Consider the following 17,297-nt stretch of genomic DNA (forward strand, 5'->3'; position numbering starts at 1 on the left):
TTGTTTTTCCCGGCTAGCTCCGTAAATCTTTCAGTACGCTGATCACCCATCCTTTGCCCCATTCCTCCATTTGTGCTTCCGTCCAAAGGAAAGGGTAGAAGATTCTCTTCTGAAAACGTGGAGGCAGGTATTTCTGCCAGTTTGTACCACCGGTTGCGGCAATGTCTACCGGATCTCTTTCCAGATAGCGCACCGCGGATTTATAATGCGAAAGCGGCCATTCCACATTCACAAAAAGATCCAGTTTTCTCAACTCTTCTTCTAAAGCACTGAGCTCAGCTCCCTGACTTTTCAATTGGTGGTAAAGCGCAGAGAAATTACTATCCTGACGGTCTTTCACCAATTGTAAAAATTGGGTCGCATATTTGTTGATGAACTGCTTTAAGGTGAGCGTTTGCTTGCCTGTAGCCAGCTCTGTCGCGCCGGCTTTCCAATAAATATTTTCAAACTGCTCCTCAATGGAAGCATCTTTCAATACTGCTCTTTTATCTTTCTCTACAAGGCGGATAAAATCAGTTGCAGAAATCTCTATCATCCGGTACTGGCCGGATTGAAAGCCACTTGCCGGTAATAATGACATGCGGAATTTCAGAAATTGCTCCTTTTCCATGCCATTTACCATGACCTCAAAAGAAGAAACCAAAGCAGTAAAATAAGCGTTGATTCTTTTCACACGATCCGTAAAAAAAGTAACGGTCAATGTTTCTTTAGCGGCTGCAATCTGGTTGAATTCATGTAAACAAAGTTTAAAGTACAACTCTGTAATCTGGTGATACATGATGAAAATCTCTTCGTCAGGGAAAGAGGTCTTTGGATGCTGCAAACTGAGCAGGGTATCCAAATGAATATAATCCCAATACGTTAAGAAATCTGCATACAATAAGCCGTCCAGGTAGGCCGACATATCCTGGCCCATCGCTGCATACTTTTCCTGCAGCTTGTCCAGTTTGTCTTTAATTTGTGGGGTTAGTTCCATGATTTAATCGATATTACCAATGCACTGAGTACTCCTTAAGTTACCTTTTCTAAACAGGCAGCGCCTGAATTGATCCTGGTATCACTCAGATTACTCAGCGCATTCCCCTGAATCACTAGTACAATACCCTGAATTTAATGGTATGTTCAATTTTCTTCAGAGATTTAAAAAGTTGTTTGTCGTACTCCGAGTTGATGTCGGTGATCGCATAACCGATCTCCGGATTCGTCATCAAAAACTGTCCGACAATATTAATGTCGTGTTTTGCAAATACGGTATTGATCTTCGCCATAATCCCCGGAACGTTTTTGTGAATATGGATCAGGCGGTGTGATTTCTCAATTCTTGGCAATTGCAGGTTCGGGAAGTTATTACTCAAATGAGTCGTTCCTGTATTCATGAAATCGATCATTCGCTTAGGAATGAAAGTCAGGTTTCTTGGGTTGGATTTCAAATCGTCAAATACCACTACTCCCTGTTTGGTACAAGCAGCCAGGTCGATCTTGTTTTTCGATTGCCCAAGGTAACCAATGGTCTTTAATTTTACTGCTTTGGTCAATTGATCCAATGTCAGTTTCTCGCCATCTGCCAATAACAGCATGTGCACATCTGCCACATATTTCTCTTCAAATGAAGTTTTATGACGGATAGAAAAGCCATCTTTTTTCAGCAAGGCGATACTTTCCGGATTCACGTCCCCGATTACCAAGCATAAGATCCTGTTTTTAGGGTAAGAAATTGCCCTTGGCAGGTTGTTCACATATAAGAACTCGTCGAAACTTGGCGTTACATGGTCTGCTTTTTTAACGATGCTTTCTCTGGAAATGTTCTCCGTAAAAGCATAAAACTTCTTGATCAGTCCGCTTTCTCTCAGCTGGAAATCAGAATAGCCATCGCCGATCCCATAAAGATTGCCTTCCAGGTTCAGCTGCTGCATTAGTTTCACTTTACCACCTTCCTCACTTAAAGGATTGGAATGGTCGTAATCTATAATTTTGCCGTCTCCAGTGGTGACAAAGGTATTGGCGTAAATGTTTTCTTTTTTGATGTGATATTGGCTCACCACAGGGGTGATAAACTCTTTAAAACCACCAGAAACGATCAATACCTCATCTGCATGTTTCTTAAAGAAATCTGCATTGCGGGAGAAAGAGGCGGATACCTTTTTCTTTAAGCGGGTAATCAACTGTTTCAAATGATCTTCTGTAGCTTCCAAAAGTTTTACCCTTTGTGCTAAGCTTTCGCCGAAGGAAAGTTTTCCCTCCATGGCCAGGTTGGTATAATCCTCAATCTTTTTGAAGATGGCTTCCTTATCAGGATGCTTTTTTAGGGAGATACGGGCCAGCTCATCCAATGCCTCTACTTGTGTAAAGGTGCTGTCGAAATCAATGATGTAAATGTTCTTTTGGTTCATAATTTTAATGAAGTGAAACCTGTTTCAAGGCCTGGCAAGTTTCTGCCACACTCTGATCCAAGGGCTTAAAGGTTATTCCAATCGTATCAATTATCTTTTTATTGCTGTATAGACTTTCATTCAGGCTGCTTCTTGCGGCATCACTGGTTAAGGCAGCAGGTTTTCCCGTAAATAGGGAAACCAGCTTTGCAGCCCTCCAGGCGATGCCCAGCATCCATGGTTTCGCTTCTTTTGATGGCGCTTTGACACCAAAACCTTTGGCAATCTCGCCAAAGAAGCGCTGGTAATTATAATTTTCAGCGGAGATCGTAAAACGCTCTTCGCTGATGCTGCTGTTCATTAAAGCGATCATACTTTTCGCCACATCTTCTACGTCTACAAGACCTGTAGCCCCTTTGGTATAATAAGAAAGGCCATCTCTGACGAGTTTAAAGATCGCACCGCTGCCTTCAAATCCAGCCCCGCCACCAATGATGACAGATGGATTCACAATCACCGCATCCAATCCTTCGGCAATGCCGCGCCACACTTCCATTTCTCCCTCATATTTGGAAATGGCATAGCTATGTGCTTTGGCATCGTATTCCCAGAAGTCTTTTTCGGTAATGAGCGCATCTTTTTTCGCGTTTCCTAATGCTGCCACGGAGCTGACATGCAGCAGCCTCGCCTGATTTTCCACGCAAAGGTTCACCACATTACTGGTGCCCTCAATGTTTACTTTCAGTAATTTCGCTTTGTCTTTTGGATCAAAAGAAACCATGGCTGCACAGTGATATACCTGTGAAATGCCTTCAAAAGCATCTTCCAGGGTAGAAAAATCGTTCAGGTCTGCAACCACCCAGCTGATCAGGGTATTGTCTTTCAGGATCGCCGGAATCACAGAATGCTCGCGCTTTAATGCACGGAGCTTAATTCCTTGTCCCGTAAGTTGATGTATTAATTCTGCCCCTAAAAATCCAGTAGCACCGGTAACCAATATCATTTCATTATTTTTAGGATGTTCATTAAAATATGATCTCAAAAATAGATATTTGACAGATACATTTATAATACAATATGTCATTATCAGATTTTTTCTCCCCAGTCAACCCCGATAAATTTGCACCGAAACAAGGATTCTATGCCAGTCAGTTAGGTTTAAGGGCCGGATTTTACACCGATAAATTTCCGGAACTTGGGGAAAATCAATACGATATTGCCATTTTTGGCGTACAGGATGATCGCGCAGCAGTAAATAATGAAGGCTGTGGGCTTGGTCCCGACTATTTCAGGGCGCAATTTTACGCCTTGCATGAGGGGGCTTTCGACAGCAGGATCATCGATCTTGGGAACATCAAACCTGGCGCTTCCATTTCTGATACTTATGTAGCGGTAAAGATGGCGGTAGGGGAGCTGATCAAATTGAACATCATTCCGGTAATTATTGGCGGCGGTCAAGACCTGACTTATGCGCAATACCTGGCTTATGAAAGTCTGGAGCAAAAGGTAGACCTGGTGGTGGTAGACAGCAAGTTTGACCTCGACGAAGAAGATCAGGAGGGACTGGCTGCAAAATCAGATACCTACCTCAACAAAATATTATTACATCAGCCCAATTACCTGTTTAACTTCAGCAATGTGGGCTACCAGACTTATTTCGTGAATCAGGATAGCCTGAAGGTCATGAGTAAGTTATATTTTGATGCCCACCGACTAGGGGAATTCAGTAATGACATCACTTTAACCGAACCGATTATCCGCAATGCGAACATGATCAGCTTTGATATTGGAGCCATTAGATCTTCCGATGCGGTTGCCAATGCCAATGCTGGACCAAATGGTTTTTATGGCGAACAAGCCTGCCGTATTACCCGTTATGCAGGAATGAGTGACAAGCTGACTTCCATCGGTTTCTATGAGTTTAACCCGGCATTTGATCAAAACGGACAAACCGCTTTATTGCTTGCACAAATGGTCTGGTACTTCATAGAGGGCTTTTATAACCGCAAAAAAGATTTCCCACTCACGCCAAAATCGCAATACCTGATCTATCGCGCCAGCTTAAATGACGGCTCTGGAGATATGCTGTTTGTGAAGAGTAAAAAGTCAGACAGGTGGTGGATGCAAGTCCCTTATCCATCTGGAATTACCAAGAACGAACGCTACCATTTGGTGCCTTGCCGATACGATGATTATACGATGGCCGTGAATGGAGAAATGCCCGATTTATGGTGGAGAACCTATCAAAAGCTATTGTAATTTTATAGGGAATTTCACGTTATTCTGTATACGCTTCCTTATATTTGAAGTATAGACGACTAAAACAGGTAAGTTTTCTGTTTTATAGCGCATTTAAATTTAAACTAACGAAAAATCATATTAAATGAAAAGATCAATCATCGCTGCAATTTGCTTATTGCCAATTGCAGGTATGTCGCAAGGCAAATTTACCGTTCAAGGTAAAGTAGGGAACTTAAACGCACCTGCAAAGGCTTATATTGCTTATAGAGTAGGTCAGACTCAGGCGACTGATTCCGCTGCGATTGTAGGTGGTAAATTTACTTTTCAAGGCCCTGTAAATGGAATTTCTCAGGCGCAAATCAGAATTAAACACGACAATGCGGTGGTGGATCCACAGTCACGTGTGGCTCCTGATGTGATTTCTTTTTATATAGAGCCGAAAGAAATTCAAATCGTTGCCCCTAAAGATTCGATCAAATATGCAACTATTAAAGGTTCTGTAGTCAATGATGAAAACGCAAAATATAAAGCTTTAACTAAATCTGTTTCGGAAAAAGGTGCAGCATTAATGGCTGAATACCGCAGTAAAAATGAAGCTGAGCGTAAAGATGAAGCTTATATGAAAACAGTATATGCGCGTGATGAGGCCATTCAAAAAGAATTAGAAGGTATTAACAACGTATATATTGCTGCTAATCCAAATTCTTATGTTGCTCTAGTTGCTTTTGGCAGCAGTTTAAGTGATGCTGATCCGGCAGTGATTGAGCCTCAGTTTAACAAGTTCTCTGCCGCAGTTAAAGGTACTGACCTTGGTAAAAGTATTGCCAGTATGATCGCTTCAGCGAAAAATACACAGGTAGGACAAATGGCTTTAGATTTCACCCAAAATGACGTGAATGACAAACCAGTAAAATTATCCGATTTCAAAGGTAAATATGTACTGCTTGATTTCTGGGCTTCATGGTGTGGACCTTGTCGCCAGGAAAATCCTAACGTAGTGACTGCTTACAACAATTTTAAAGACAAGAACTTTACAGTTCTTGGTGTTTCTCTAGACCGTCCAGGTCAAAAAGAGGCTTGGTTGAAAGCGATTGAAAAAGACGGTTTAACCTGGACTCATGTTTCAGACTTAAACTTCTGGAATAATGCTGCAGCACAATTGTACGGGATCAAATCTATTCCAGCAAACTACCTGATCGATCCAACTGGAAAAATCATCGCTAAAAATATCAGAGGTGAAGAATTGCAAACGAAACTTGCTGAAATCTTAGGCGCAGCAAAATCTAAATAATTTACAGCTTAATCGCTGAAGATGTTAATCACAAGAAAAGGTTGCCCGTTTAGGCAACCTTTTCTTGTGAATGGTGATTTTTATTCAGCCACCTTCTAATATTCCGATCAGGTATTAATCGACTAGTTCATCAAATTGGTATGCCCAATTGTGCAGCGGGTAAGATTTTTTAAGAATTGTTGCAGTGAATGCTGTTCCCTGTGAGTCCCGGAGATTCCCTCTTGGACCTTGTTTAAAACCGCTTTTTTCCTTCATTCCATTTACGGCGTACCTCACTTTTGCCCCTGAAGGAGATTCCTTACATTGAAGTTTTAGTAAATTGTCTTTTAAGGTCACCTGCTGTAAGATGTTTTCATTTTTGGAGTTAATGACGCTAAAGCCATAGTTGGCCGCATATTTTACTGCGGTAGTATCCAGGACCAATGGAGGTGCAGGAACATTAAATTTAACGAATACGGTATTTCCTGAAACTTTAAAATCAGTAGGCAGCAGACCGGTATTTGGTTTAGATTCCAGCAGTCGGATCACAGATAAGCCAGTTAAATAACCCAGCCTTTTTTGAGAAAGGCCATCAATATGTACGCGATCGTCTACAAAGGAATAAGGATAGGTTGGACCACTGCCCATAAACAGGCTGTCTTCGCGAATTAAATCTAATTGCCCTTGCGGAATACCCATCTCTCTACTGTTGAAATGGTTCTCATTGAAATCTTTTGAAAGTGTCAGACAATTGGTTTGGTAGCTGATGCAAACTACATCCTGACGTTGTTTTGTAATGGCTTTTACATCTCTGTTAAAGTCTATTTGAAACTGCTTAAGGTCCTTTTTATAATTTTTAGATTTTACCCACACGATGTCGTCTTCGCCTTGCATCCAGCAGAAAGCAGGAACTATAAAATTCCAGCCATTGTCCTGTGCCTTTTGATAAGCGCCTTCGATTTCATCCAGGAATTTTTTATAGGCTTTCGTGCCTTTGCCGATTTCGGCAATGCCGGAAGCACCTTGTCCGCCGGGAAAGGTAGAGATCAGCAGACTATCCCCATAACCTTTCTCTTTTAAATGTGCCGATACAACCTCAGCCATGCCATATACCGAGAGTTCAAATGCTCGGTGACGGTCGTTTACTACTTTTTTTACCCATTGTTTAAATGGGGTTTCTGAAAGGTATCCGAAGTTTTCATCCAGATTCTCAGTGAGCACGGTATGGTTTGTTGTGGCAGCCAAAGTATCAAAATCCGTAATTCTGATGGCTTCTTCTCCCAATGCTAAACTCTGTCCATAAACAGGGATGGCCAGAACAGTCTTTTTTTCCGAAGTTTTGGTTTGGCAGCCAGTAAAGGCCAGTACTGCTAGCAGGAGGAGGAAGGAGAAGCGCTGTTTCATGGTTATTTAATATATGGTTTCAATTCAGAAGCAATCAGGGCAGAATATTTTTTAGCACCCTCATCATTGAGGTGACCAAAGTCAAAGAAATTATGAGAATCACCAGTAATTCCTGCTTGCTGATAGTTGTTGATAAAAGGAATATTGTTCTTTTTAGCAATGCTATCCGGCACCTGGAATAAATTCGTTTTTTCTACAGCATACATTGGTGAATAAATCAGGATCAGCTGGATTTTCTTCTCTTTGCATTTATCAATAAAAGCCTGCAGGTATTTCAATTTATCCTTACTGACTGGAAAAGGAAATTTCTCTGGTTTAACAGCTACAATGGCAGTGTCTAATTTGCCATATAAGGCTTTATAGCCTTTATCAGCATCTGAAGTACGTTTACTAAGGTTACCGGCCAGGAGGTTCGCAAACTCACCGTTATAGCGGTATAAATGGGATACCTCTCCTTTGTAATAGAATCCAGCCTGCTTTAGTACGGTATCACAACCTGGGCTGTAACCGATAAATGGGGTAAGCGGGCCTACCGCTTCTGTGGTAGAGAACGGTGTTTCCAGATAATCAGTAGGGTGTATTTCCAGGCAGATCGTTTCCGGTGTATATCTTTCCAGGATATTGCTGAGCAGGCCATATTGAAAATAAATGTTGCGCATTCCCCATAATCCGGCATTGTAAACGCCCTTTTTCAGGGTATCACTAATGATGGATGGCACATAATGGTGATGTGCCCGGGAGCTGCCCATAAATACGACTGGGTCGGTCATTTTGTAGGTCACCGCAATCAATTTATGCTCGTTGGTAGTGGTGGTCGTTTTATAAAAAATATTGACCACATAAGACAATGCCCTGTCGGCAACAAATGTGATGACAATAATAATGAGTAATCTTTGTAAGAACTTTTTCATCTCCATTAAAATTTAAAATAGATGAACTGATTGCCATCGAGTATACCGAAAAACAGAATTAACAGGATATAAGCGGATATGGTAAGCTCATAACGGTATTTATTGATAAAACCGGTTTTAAAAGCTTGTTTAGCCGGGAAAAATTCATCTCTGAAATCCTTGCAGAACAGAATAAACAGACAGAGTAAACCATTGCTCAGCGTGTTGAAATCAAAGAATAAAGCGCCCCAATCTGTAGCGATTTTAAACATGATATTTCCGGCTTCTCCCAGACTGGTAGACCTGAATAGGATGAGTCCGAGGGCCACCAACAAAAAGGTGCCCAGCATCTTCATTGTACTGCTGAAATTCGGTAAACCGCTTTCATTCTTTTTGATTTTACTCTTTTTAAAGAAGGCCCCGGAGAGCATGAGTGGAATGTATAATAAGCCATGGTACAAGCCAAAAATGGCGAAAGTCCAGTCTGCACCATGCCACAGTCCAATGAGGACAAAAGTGATGATGATGGCGAAAATAGAACCCCATTTTTCAAAATTTCTAAAGCGGATATTTAAAGGCATGAATACGTAATCGGTCAGCCATCCGGTAAGGGAGATGTGCCATTTGCGCCAGTATTCGGCAATATTTTGCGAGAAGAACGGACGTTTAAAGTTTTCCGTAATTTTCAATCCTAGCAAGCAGCCTACACCGATCGCCATTTCAGAATAACCGGCAAAGTCGGCGTACATCTGGATGGGATAAAGCAGGGAAGCAAAAGCCAGGGAAGTTCCGTTATGGTGAATAGAATTGTCGAATATGGCATCCACATAAATCGCTAAGCGGTCTGCGACGCACATCTTCATGAACATTCCCCAAAAAATTCTTTTTAAGCCGATAGAGGCCAGGTCGTAATCCAATACCCGTCCAACAGACAATTGCGCCAGAAAAGATTTCGGGCGGTCAATAGGGCCGGAAAGGATCGTTGGGAAAAACGAGATATAAGTTGCGAAATCTACAAAGTTCCTGGCGGGTTCGATATGACCGCGGTGGATCTCTATAAGATAACTGATGAGTTTAAAGGTGAAAAAGCTGATTCCCAAAGGCATCAGGATATTAAAGGTACTCCAGTGGGTCTGAAGGCCGATGGCATTGAAAAAGTCGCTGAAGGACTTGATGAAAAAGTTCAGGTATTTGAAATAGAGCAATAAGCCAATTCCGAGGGAAACACCAACCGTACTGAGGATGGAGGTTAACTTTTCATTGTGTGCTCTGTATTTTCCGATGGCCCTGCCTAATCCGTAGAATACGAGTGTTGCGCCGAGCAGCAATGGGATCATTTTCCATTCTGCGAAACCATAAAAGAAATAACTGGCCAGGAGCAGCCAAATATTTTGCGCAGCAGCTTTACCTTTTAAGGGAAAAAAGTAAACGGCAAAAACGACCACGAAAAATATTAAGAAGTTGATAGAATTTACGACCATTATTAATCTTTATTTACCAATTCTATAAATCCGACCTCTTTTTTATAGAGGTAGCAGATGAGTCTGTTTTCTAATGCAATGGCTTCTACAGGGCGGAATAAGGGGATAAATCCCAATGTTTCCACCAGCTCGTCGTAAGCCAGATGAATATCTGCAACTTCATAGCAGACATGATAGGGGGCAACACCGGTTTTCTTTAAAATTTTATTAACCGAAGAAAGCTCATCAATAGGCTGGATGAGTTCTATTCTTGGAAAGCCTGTTTTGTTCAGGAAACAGATGTGAACCCGTTGAATTTCGTCTTCAATGATTTCAGTGGCCTCATAGCCAGTCTGTAAATAGAAGTCGGAAGTATTGGCTATGCTGTCGGTAACATAGCCAATATGATGAAAGTTAGAATCTTTGAGCACCGTTGTTTTTTTGCTAGGCGTTTAATTATTTACTGGCAATACAATCGATCATTTCCGAAACATTTTTCCAGGAAAGGATCTCTTTAGAGGTAAACTTGATTTTCATTTCTTTCTCAATACCTACAATCAATTGAATGTGTGTCAATGAATCCCAATCTTCTACATCATCGGCAGTGGTTTCAGGAGTCAATACAATTTCTTCGTTATCCAATACGTCGCGGAAAATTTCCTGCACTTTTCCTAAAATCTCATTACGTTCCATTATTCGTGTTTTTTATTTGTGGCTAATATAAAATTCTTTGCTTTGGTATTGGTCTACATCCAGCTCAAACTGCAATTCTGCAGTGCCTTCCAATTTCTGGAAGCCAAGTTTTGGATAATGTGCTTCTACCATTTGGTTTTTTGCCGTTGGCAGGTACTCCCCAACGATGCGTTTGAAGCCGTTTTCTTTAGCATAAGCAACCAGCCTGCTTAAAGTAAAATCTTCCATGCCGCGTTTCAGCACTCTGCAGCTCATAAACCAAGTGTCAATAAACAGTGTTTCCGCATCTTCTTTCTTCAGGATGATGACACAAATCAGCCCGTTATCTCCAAACTTGTCGGACAAGTCAAAAGAGAAACTGGCATATTGATCATCTTTTCCTAAAGCTTCAATTTCGGCCTCCGTATAGCGAACTGTGCGGAGGTTAAACTGGTTGCTCCTTTGCGATAATTGTGCCACACGGACTTTATTGAAAGAATCAAAGTTTTTCACTTCCGACACCATGTCCAATGATTTCAGGAAGTCTGCTTCATTGGTAAATGTTTTCAATAGCGAAGCGCGCTGGTGTTCTACCTGATATTGCTGTGTTCTTTCGGCATCTGCATTAGAGTAGGAAGCGGTTTCAAAAAGGTTTAGGGAATACAGGTATTCCAGGTATTCGCCCGGATCTTCAGGAAGCTCAGGGACGGTAATGTCTGGTACGTTTTCCCGCACCATATTGCGTTCAAAAGGATTGTCGTCCAGGAATACCATGGAGTCAAATCCGATATTAAGAATGCTTTGAATCAGTCGGATGTTATCTGCTTTATTATCCCAATTGGCTACAAATACGGCGATATCATCTATTTTCAGCACCATCTCCGGATTGAGTTCAAAAGGAGCTCTTGCCTTATCTTCGTCGTTTTTACTGCAAACGCAGATGATGATCCCACGATTTTTAAGTTTTTTAACCCATTGCTGGAATTCGGTAAATGCTTTGCCGATGCCCAGGCCATGGCCTACCTGAATGTTTTCCCATCCATCATCACCAACGATTCCACCCCAGGTGGTATTGTCAAGGTCGAGTACGAGACATTTCTTAAACTTTCCTTCTACAGCGCATAAAATATCCAGTGTCCGGGAAGCAACATAAGGAAGGATGTCGAGGCTCAGCACCATTTCTGTACTCACATACACATGGCTATTGAACATCTGGTCGCGTCCGAATTTATTTTGCAATCCTGCGATGTCACAGATGAAGAAGTTCGGATATTCCTGTGCAATTTTCATCAGTTCAAAATTCAGTTTACGAACTTGAAAGGTAAAAGAGGATGGGACTTTTGTGGCATAACTGCCAAAAACGGTATCTTCAATTTCAGGATAGTTATAATAGATAATGCGACCTGAAACGGAATTGCAGAGCATTCGGATAAAATCCAGACGATCGTCGGCAAGGTTTATCTGTTCCGCAGTGGCTGAGGTACTATATTTTTCCAGCAGTTTATGGGTAGATTGAAATACAACGGAGTAATCGGCGGCAAAGTCATAAAAATCCGATGTTGGATCTAATATCTGACGCTCAATCTGGTTGTATTCTGCTTCGAATAAATCAATATTATAGTTTCTTTCATAGCCCATTCCTTGGATGGCTACTGCCAGGAATTGAGTAGCGGCATCGCCAAGAAGTGCAACTTTCCGGGTTGGGAGCGCTGTACTGTCTTTTTTTAAATTGCGTTTAAGTTCTTTAAAAGATATCATATAGGTATAAAAAGAATGCTAAAGTACGGGGTTTCTATTTCAGTGAATAAGCTACCCAAACCTAATAATTGTTTTTGCGAAAATAGCTATTTTTTCTAACTAAGAGCAGATGAAAGTTTCGCTAACTTACTGGAACAGTGTTGCTGTGCTGTGAGCTGGAGTTGGGCTGGGGAGATTCGGGGAGAGGTTTGGTTAAATGAGGGAAAAAACTACTGAGTATAGCTTTGAAAGGGATTCTTGTTCTTTCTATTTTCAATGGCTTTTAGGACTGGGTTGCTGGGGCCTTAGCCGGCTTTATGGCCTTCCAAGGGCTATTTTGCTGCACAGCTATTTTGTTCAACTAAAAGCCCTTTCCGATGAATTACATGAATTCTTCTTTCATGCTAATTGTATGGAGTATGATTCTATACTAAGGGAACTGTGCAGGAGACTTGAAACTATTATGCAATTATCTTGTTGTAGGTTATTCAAATTATTTACATATAAAGGGAATCGTATTATGGCAAAGGGAAAAAATGGTCTTCATGGATGGCCAAGTGGTAAAATTGGGAGAGTAGTTTATTATGAGCTGAATGGGCAACCAGTGATGCGAGGTATTGGGAAACCTGGAAAACCGAGTTTAAAGCAACAGGCAAATCACCAGTCTATGGCGGTGACTACCCGTTTCTTGAGCCATCTGAATGACTTTATCAAAAATGGTTTCGAACTCGAAACCCGTGGGACGATTAGAAATCAACATAATCTGGCTGTTTCTCAGATTAAGAAGAATGCCTTGCAGGGTACATACCCGAACATCAGCATTGATTATGAGAAAGTGCAGCTCAGTAAAGGTACTTTGCTCAATCCGAAAGGCCTCCGTATGAAGAAAACAGCAGCTGGACTACAAATCAGCTGGGATCCTGCTTATTCTTATGGTACAGGAGTCCAGTATGACGATACTTTGCAGCTGGCCGTTTGTTTTCCGGCAACAGGGAAAAAACAGATTGAACTGAATTTTGCGAAGAGAAAAGATGGCACTGCTTTTTTGCCGCTATGTGAATACGAATTGAGCCAGTCTATGGAGGTGTACTTGTTTTTAAGAGCTGCAAACCATGATTCCGTTTCTGATACGGTTTATCTGGGCAATCTGAATGGCACTTATGAAAATCCAAAAATCAAAGAAATCAGGGAAAAAGCACAGGCTGCAGATTTAAAGTTAAATCTACGTTTTGAGCAGATTAATGCACAATATAAGGCGCAAATGAAGTTGAAACCAGAAGAGCGAGTCGGTGGTAAAGCTTTTCGAAACTTAGAAACAGAATACTTTGTTTTAGTGGATCAGTGGCGATCCCGACAAACAAAACCAGGCTAATTTTAGCCTTATTTTTAATTGCCGGATAGTGGAATTATATATTAATTTTGGGCGTCGTTTTATGTTAACGATTTGAACCCTAAAAACAACCTATGCGGATTCGTTTACTACTCATTTTTGCTGTACTATTTACGGCCACGGATATTTATGCCCAAGAATTGGAAGGTAATTTAAACTTCCATGGCTTTGCTGATAACAGAGAATACTCCAGATCAAATCGCTTTTCTGAAACTATTTTTGGAATGCGCGTTTCTCCTGAAGTAGGTTTGCTGGTGGATAGCACCCACAGAATCAGAATTGGGTTTAATGCGTTTCATGAATTTGGATCGCCAAAATTTACCACCAGTATTGCACCGGTAGCTTATTACCAGTACATGAAAAAGGACTGGGATTTTTATCTGGGCGCTTTTCCAAGACAGGGATTGATCTCCGATTTCCCGCGTGCCATATTAAATGACACCTTAAGTTACTACCGTCCTAATATTGAAGGGATGTTGGTGAAGTATGAGAATGAAAATTGGAAACAAATTATTTTCATTGATTGGACCAGCAGACAAACGGCAACCGCAAGAGAGAATTTTATCTTCGGTTTTTCCGGTACCTATAAAAAGGATTTGTTCTTTGTATCTCATCATGCGATGATGCTGCACAATGCAGGGCCAGGTATTCCTATTCCTAACGACCATGTGGAAGACAATGGTGCGGCAAGTGTAAAAGTTGGATTGGACCTTTCTAAAAAGACTTTCCTGGATTCTTTGACGCTGAGTGCTGGCGGATTGATTTCATTTGAACGTATTCGTACGGTTGGTGGCTGGAAAACACCTAAAGGCATGTTGCTGGAATTGAATATGGAGTACCATAAGTTTGGGATCGTCAATTCCTTTTATAAAGGAGAAGGGCATCACCTGATTATGGGCGATAAGTTCTATACCGCTAAAACTTACAACAGAATGGATTTGACCTGGCGTCCGATCGTTTATAAAAACCTGGAAGCTAAACTGGTCTTATCTTTCCATTTTGTGGATGGCGTAGTAGATAGTCAGCAGGCATTTGGATTAAGGTATAATCTTTTTGGAAGTAAATCTCTGAAAAGGAAATAGTCCTCAATGAGGATGAACAACAGTCTATGCTGTGAATTCATTAACATAAAAAAAGGGTTTGTTCTTAGAACAAACCCTTTTTTTATGTGGAATCAAACTTATACTAAATCAAATCCAATATCTTCTCTAAAGTATTTTCCATCGAAGTAAATGCGTGCTGCATCGCCTGTGGCGCATTGTAAAGCGTCAAACTGGCTGTCCTGCAGGCTAGTTACTGCAAGTACTCTACCTCCGTTGGTTTTCACAACACCTCCTTCTAAGCTGGTACCTGCATGGAACACATGAGAATTGCGCACGTTATCAATACCAGTAATGGTCTTACCTTTTTCGTAATCACCAGGATAGCCACCTGCAACGATCATTACGGTTGCTGCATTTTTAGGGCTGATGGTTAATTTATAATCTTTTAATTTCTTTTGAGCAGTTGCCATGAAAAGCTCTACCAGATCGTTTTCGATACGTGGGATCACGCTTTCCGTTTCCGGATCACCCATTCTGCAATTGTACTCTATAATTAAGGGCTCATCACCAACTTTGAATAAACCAAAGAAGATAAAGCCGGTATAATTAATTTTGTCTTTCTTTAAACCATTAATGGTAGGAATGATGATTTTCTGCTCTACTTTATTTAAGAAAGCTTCATCTGCGAAAGGAACTGGAGATACAGAACCCATTCCGCCGGTGTTCAGGCCAGTATCTGCCTGTCCGATTTTTTTATAGTCTTTCGCTTCAGGTAAGATCACATAGTTTTCACCATCTGTCAATACAAAGACCGACAGCTCTATTCCGGTTAGGAATTCTTCTACCACTACCGTACTTCCAGCATTGCCAAATTTACCACCCAGCATCAATTTTAATTCTGATTGTGCTTCTTCGATCGTATCCAGGATTAACACGCCTTTACCTGCAGCTAAACCATCTGCTTTTAATACAATTGGAAGGGCATGTGAAGCCAGGTAGTTTAATCCTTCTTCCAGGCTTTCATTGCTGAAAGATCTTGATCCTGGGGTTGGGATGCCATGGCGTGCCATAAATTGTTTAGAAAAATCTTTACTTCCTTCCAGGATGGCGCCTTCTTTTTTAGGACCGATTACCGGGATGTGCGATACTTCCGAGTCATTCGCAAAGAAATCATGGATCCCATTTACCAAAGGTTCTTCCGGACCAACTACTAAAAGTTCAATGGCTTCTTTTAATGCAAAAGCTTTTACGGCTTCAAAATCATTAGGATTCAGGCTGATATTTTTTCCGTAAGCGCCGGTACCACCGTTGCCTGGTGCAATAAACAGTTGAGAACATTGAGAAGATTGGCTCATTTTCCAGGCTAATGCACTTTCTCTGCCGCCGGAACCTAATAGTAAGATATTCATCTATGTATGGTTTTTTGTTTGAATTGTGTAGGTGGATCGGGTACCTGCCCGGTTCTTACCGGCAAATATACCGCTTTAGGGAAATTATCACAGTTTAACTTGAATATTAAAATTAAAGAGGTAAGGATGTCTCATTTCTAAGCCGAATGATCTCCGGAAGCAGGGGGGCATTTATTTTTTTAATTATTGTAATTTTCGGGCCCTTTAAGCCGACTTACTCTACAAACCAATCAATGATGGAAAAAGCTTTTATCGAAATGATAAACAAACATGCTGGGATTGTATATAAGGTCTGTAGCATGTATGGCCTGGAAAAGGAGGATCAGAAAGATCTTTTCCAGGAAATCGTTTTACAGCTATGGAAATCTTTTCCATCTTTTAGACAGGAGGCGCAGGAGAGTACCTGGATGTACCGCATTGCCCTGAATACAGCGATTAGCAATTTTAGGAAGGAGCGTAAAATCCCTGCCAGCAGTAGCATTTCCGCCGCTGAATTTGAAATTCCTGATGGCTGCATTTTTTCAGATCAGGAAGACCAGCTGGGCATGTTGAAACTTGCTGTCGGGCAGTTGACGAAAATTGAAAAAGCGGTCATTCTGTTATATTTCGAAGAAAAGAACTATCAGGAAATTGCAGACATCACTGGAATGACAAAAACAAATGTTGGGGTGAAAATCAGCAGAATCAAGCAGAAGTTGGAAAAGATAATTAAAGCATAAGGGGATGAATTTAGAAGAGCTAAAAGGAGCCTGGATAGCACAGCAGGAAAAAATGAGTCCTGTTTCACCACTGAACCCGGATGTAATCAGAGGAATGATCAGTAAAAGATCTGAAACGATGACTTCAAAAATCAGGAAGTTTTATGTCAATGGGATTTTGTTTTGCAGTTTTTATGTGGTGGTTTCCTGCTTATTGGGCTGGTCATCTGATCATGGGGAATTGTTTAACCAGCGGGTGATGATAAGGCTTGGCGCGTTGTTCCTTGCTTTATTTGTACTTGGCCTGGCCTGGCTGAGGATGCGAAAGATTGATCATGAACAAAATGTTCTGCATCACCTGGAGGAGATGGTGAGTCATTATGTGCTGGCCATGCGGACGGTTGTCGTACTTGTTGTCCTCGCATTGGGTACCTTTCTCATTGTACTTCCTTCTTTGAAATTGTCTGAAAATATAGCCAGTCAGGGACTCGTATGGGGTATTTTGGATACTTATGAAATGTTAGTCATTTTGGCGTTCATCATGTGTTTAGGACAATTTTTTCTGCAAAAGTTGCGTTGGTCTAAAGTAGGGGGACATTACAGTTTGAAGCAGGTAAAGCAGGAGTTGAAAGCGCTGCGTGAATTGACTGCAGAATTGAGAGAAGATCAAGTCTGATTACTGTCCTCTTTTATAGGTTTTTAACAGCTTTTCTC

General features: G+C 41.2%; 16 protein-coding genes. 6 read left to right on the top strand and 10 right to left on the bottom strand.

The genetic code is table 11. The annotated features are described in order from the left end of the window. Positions 1-13: 13 nt before the first annotated feature. The 3 genes from K7X70_RS11950 to K7X70_RS11960 form a co-directional block, all read right to left on the bottom strand. The gene (locus K7X70_RS11950) at positions 14-976 is read right to left on the bottom strand and encodes a tryptophan 2,3-dioxygenase family protein (protein ID WP_222537322.1); all 963 of its coding nucleotides are present in this window, start codon (positions 974-976) and stop codon (positions 14-16) included. A gap of 115 nt (positions 977-1,091) precedes the next feature. Further along, positions 1,092-2,390, bottom strand: coding sequence for an HAD-IB family phosphatase (locus tag K7X70_RS11955; protein ID WP_222537323.1), 1,299 nt, complete (start codon positions 2,388-2,390; stop codon positions 1,092-1,094). A gap of 4 nt (positions 2,391-2,394) precedes the next feature. Then, complete coding sequence (locus tag K7X70_RS11960; RefSeq protein ID WP_222537324.1) at positions 2,395-3,372, bottom strand: NAD-dependent epimerase/dehydratase family protein; 978 nt, start codon at positions 3,370-3,372, stop codon at positions 2,395-2,397. 74 nt (positions 3,373-3,446) lie between these two features. Here K7X70_RS11960 and K7X70_RS11965 point away from each other — a divergent pair, with 74 nt between their 5' ends. Further along, complete coding sequence (locus tag K7X70_RS11965) at positions 3,447-4,628, top strand: formimidoylglutamase (RefSeq protein WP_222537325.1); 1,182 nt, start codon at positions 3,447-3,449, stop codon at positions 4,626-4,628. A gap of 124 nt (positions 4,629-4,752) precedes the next feature. Then, a complete protein-coding gene (locus K7X70_RS11970; protein WP_222537326.1) occupies positions 4,753-5,901 on the top strand; it encodes a TlpA disulfide reductase family protein in 1,149 nt (382 codons plus the stop codon). A 114-nt stretch (positions 5,902-6,015) separates the two neighbouring features. On the opposite strand, the gene K7X70_RS11975 is transcribed toward K7X70_RS11970, so the two are convergent. The 6 genes from K7X70_RS11975 to K7X70_RS12000 are packed head-to-tail and all read right to left on the bottom strand — an operon-like array spanning position 6,016 to position 12,064. Next, complete coding sequence (locus tag K7X70_RS11975; protein ID WP_222537327.1) at positions 6,016-7,284, bottom strand: sialate O-acetylesterase; 1,269 nt, start codon at positions 7,282-7,284, stop codon at positions 6,016-6,018. A 2-nt stretch (positions 7,285-7,286) separates the two neighbouring features. Continuing rightward, entirely contained in the window at positions 7,287-8,195 is a 909-nt protein-coding gene (locus K7X70_RS11980) for an SGNH/GDSL hydrolase family protein (RefSeq protein WP_222537328.1), read from the bottom strand. 5 nt (positions 8,196-8,200) lie between these two features. Then, positions 8,201-9,655: an MBOAT family O-acyltransferase gene (locus tag K7X70_RS11985; RefSeq protein ID WP_222537329.1), complete on the bottom strand. Its 1,455-nt coding sequence runs from the start codon at positions 9,653-9,655 to the stop codon at positions 8,201-8,203. 2 nt (positions 9,656-9,657) lie between these two features. Further along, a complete protein-coding gene (locus K7X70_RS11990; RefSeq protein ID WP_222537330.1) occupies positions 9,658-10,065 on the bottom strand; it encodes a VOC family protein in 408 nt (135 codons plus the stop codon). A 25-nt stretch (positions 10,066-10,090) separates the two neighbouring features. Continuing rightward, positions 10,091-10,327, bottom strand: a complete 237-nt coding sequence (locus tag K7X70_RS11995) for an acyl carrier protein (RefSeq protein ID WP_062550625.1) — start codon at positions 10,325-10,327, stop codon at positions 10,091-10,093. Between the two features lie 12 nt (positions 10,328-10,339). Further along, positions 10,340-12,064: an HAD-IIIC family phosphatase gene (locus tag K7X70_RS12000; RefSeq protein WP_222537331.1), complete on the bottom strand. Its 1,725-nt coding sequence runs from the start codon at positions 12,062-12,064 to the stop codon at positions 10,340-10,342. A 499-nt stretch (positions 12,065-12,563) separates the two neighbouring features. On the opposite strand from K7X70_RS12000, the gene K7X70_RS12005 reads away from it, so the two are divergent. Both K7X70_RS12005 and K7X70_RS12010 read left to right on the top strand, forming a co-directional pair. Continuing rightward, positions 12,564-13,415: a DUF6266 family protein gene (locus tag K7X70_RS12005; protein ID WP_222537332.1), complete on the top strand. Its 852-nt coding sequence runs from the start codon at positions 12,564-12,566 to the stop codon at positions 13,413-13,415. Between the two features lie 92 nt (positions 13,416-13,507). Continuing rightward, entirely contained in the window at positions 13,508-14,515 is a 1,008-nt protein-coding gene (locus tag K7X70_RS12010) for a lipid A deacylase (protein ID WP_222537333.1), read from the top strand. 98 nt (positions 14,516-14,613) lie between these two features. Here K7X70_RS12010 and purD read toward each other — a convergent pair whose 3' ends face one another. Then, a complete protein-coding gene (gene purD / locus K7X70_RS12015; protein ID WP_222537334.1) occupies positions 14,614-15,885 on the bottom strand; it encodes a phosphoribosylamine--glycine ligase in 1,272 nt (423 codons plus the stop codon). Positions 15,886-16,142: 257 nt separating this feature from the next. Here purD and K7X70_RS12020 point away from each other — a divergent pair, with 257 nt between their 5' ends. Both K7X70_RS12020 and K7X70_RS12025 read left to right on the top strand, forming a co-directional pair. Beyond that, complete coding sequence (locus K7X70_RS12020) at positions 16,143-16,604, top strand: RNA polymerase sigma factor (RefSeq protein ID WP_255607120.1); 462 nt, start codon at positions 16,143-16,145, stop codon at positions 16,602-16,604. Between the two features lie 4 nt (positions 16,605-16,608). Further along, positions 16,609-17,259, top strand: a complete 651-nt coding sequence (locus K7X70_RS12025; protein ID WP_222537336.1) for a hypothetical protein — start codon at positions 16,609-16,611, stop codon at positions 17,257-17,259. Positions 17,260-17,297 lie beyond the last annotated feature (38 nt).

The sequence above is a fragment of the Pedobacter polysacchareus genome (assembly GCF_019802255.1).
Taxonomy (GTDB): domain Bacteria; phylum Bacteroidota; class Bacteroidia; order Sphingobacteriales; family Sphingobacteriaceae; genus Pedobacter; species Pedobacter polysacchareus.

What these genes read in the sequence shown, in the direction of transcription:
- K7X70_RS11950 (WP_222537322.1), bottom strand. Translation starts at nt 976, where the DNA reads ATGGAACTAACCCCACAAATTAAAGACAAACTGGACAAGCTGCAGGAA.
- K7X70_RS11985 (WP_222537329.1), bottom strand. Translation starts at nt 9,655, where the DNA reads ATGGTCGTAAATTCTATCAACTTCTTAATATTTTTCGTGGTCGTTTTT.
- K7X70_RS11995 (WP_062550625.1), bottom strand. Translation starts at nt 10,327, where the DNA reads ATGGAACGTAATGAGATTTTAGGAAAAGTGCAGGAAATTTTCCGCGAC.
- K7X70_RS12020 (WP_255607120.1), top strand. Translation starts at nt 16,143, where the DNA reads ATGATAAACAAACATGCTGGGATTGTATATAAGGTCTGTAGCATGTAT.
- K7X70_RS12000 (WP_222537331.1), bottom strand. Translation starts at nt 12,064, where the DNA reads ATGATATCTTTTAAAGAACTTAAACGCAATTTAAAAAAAGACAGTACA.
- K7X70_RS12025 (WP_222537336.1), top strand. Translation starts at nt 16,609, where the DNA reads ATGAATTTAGAAGAGCTAAAAGGAGCCTGGATAGCACAGCAGGAAAAA.
- K7X70_RS11955 (WP_222537323.1), bottom strand. Translation starts at nt 2,390, where the DNA reads ATGAACCAAAAGAACATTTACATCATTGATTTCGACAGCACCTTTACA.
- K7X70_RS11975 (WP_222537327.1), bottom strand. Translation starts at nt 7,284, where the DNA reads ATGAAACAGCGCTTCTCCTTCCTCCTCCTGCTAGCAGTACTGGCCTTT.
- K7X70_RS11980 (WP_222537328.1), bottom strand. Translation starts at nt 8,195, where the DNA reads ATGAAAAAGTTCTTACAAAGATTACTCATTATTATTGTCATCACATTT.
- K7X70_RS11970 (WP_222537326.1), top strand. Translation starts at nt 4,753, where the DNA reads ATGAAAAGATCAATCATCGCTGCAATTTGCTTATTGCCAATTGCAGGT.
- K7X70_RS12010 (WP_222537333.1), top strand. Translation starts at nt 13,508, where the DNA reads ATGCGGATTCGTTTACTACTCATTTTTGCTGTACTATTTACGGCCACG.
- K7X70_RS12005 (WP_222537332.1), top strand. Translation starts at nt 12,564, where the DNA reads ATGGCAAAGGGAAAAAATGGTCTTCATGGATGGCCAAGTGGTAAAATT.
- K7X70_RS11960 (WP_222537324.1), bottom strand. Translation starts at nt 3,372, where the DNA reads ATGATATTGGTTACCGGTGCTACTGGATTTTTAGGGGCAGAATTAATA.
- purD (WP_222537334.1), bottom strand. Translation starts at nt 15,885, where the DNA reads ATGAATATCTTACTATTAGGTTCCGGCGGCAGAGAAAGTGCATTAGCC.
- K7X70_RS11965 (WP_222537325.1), top strand. Translation starts at nt 3,447, where the DNA reads ATGTCATTATCAGATTTTTTCTCCCCAGTCAACCCCGATAAATTTGCA.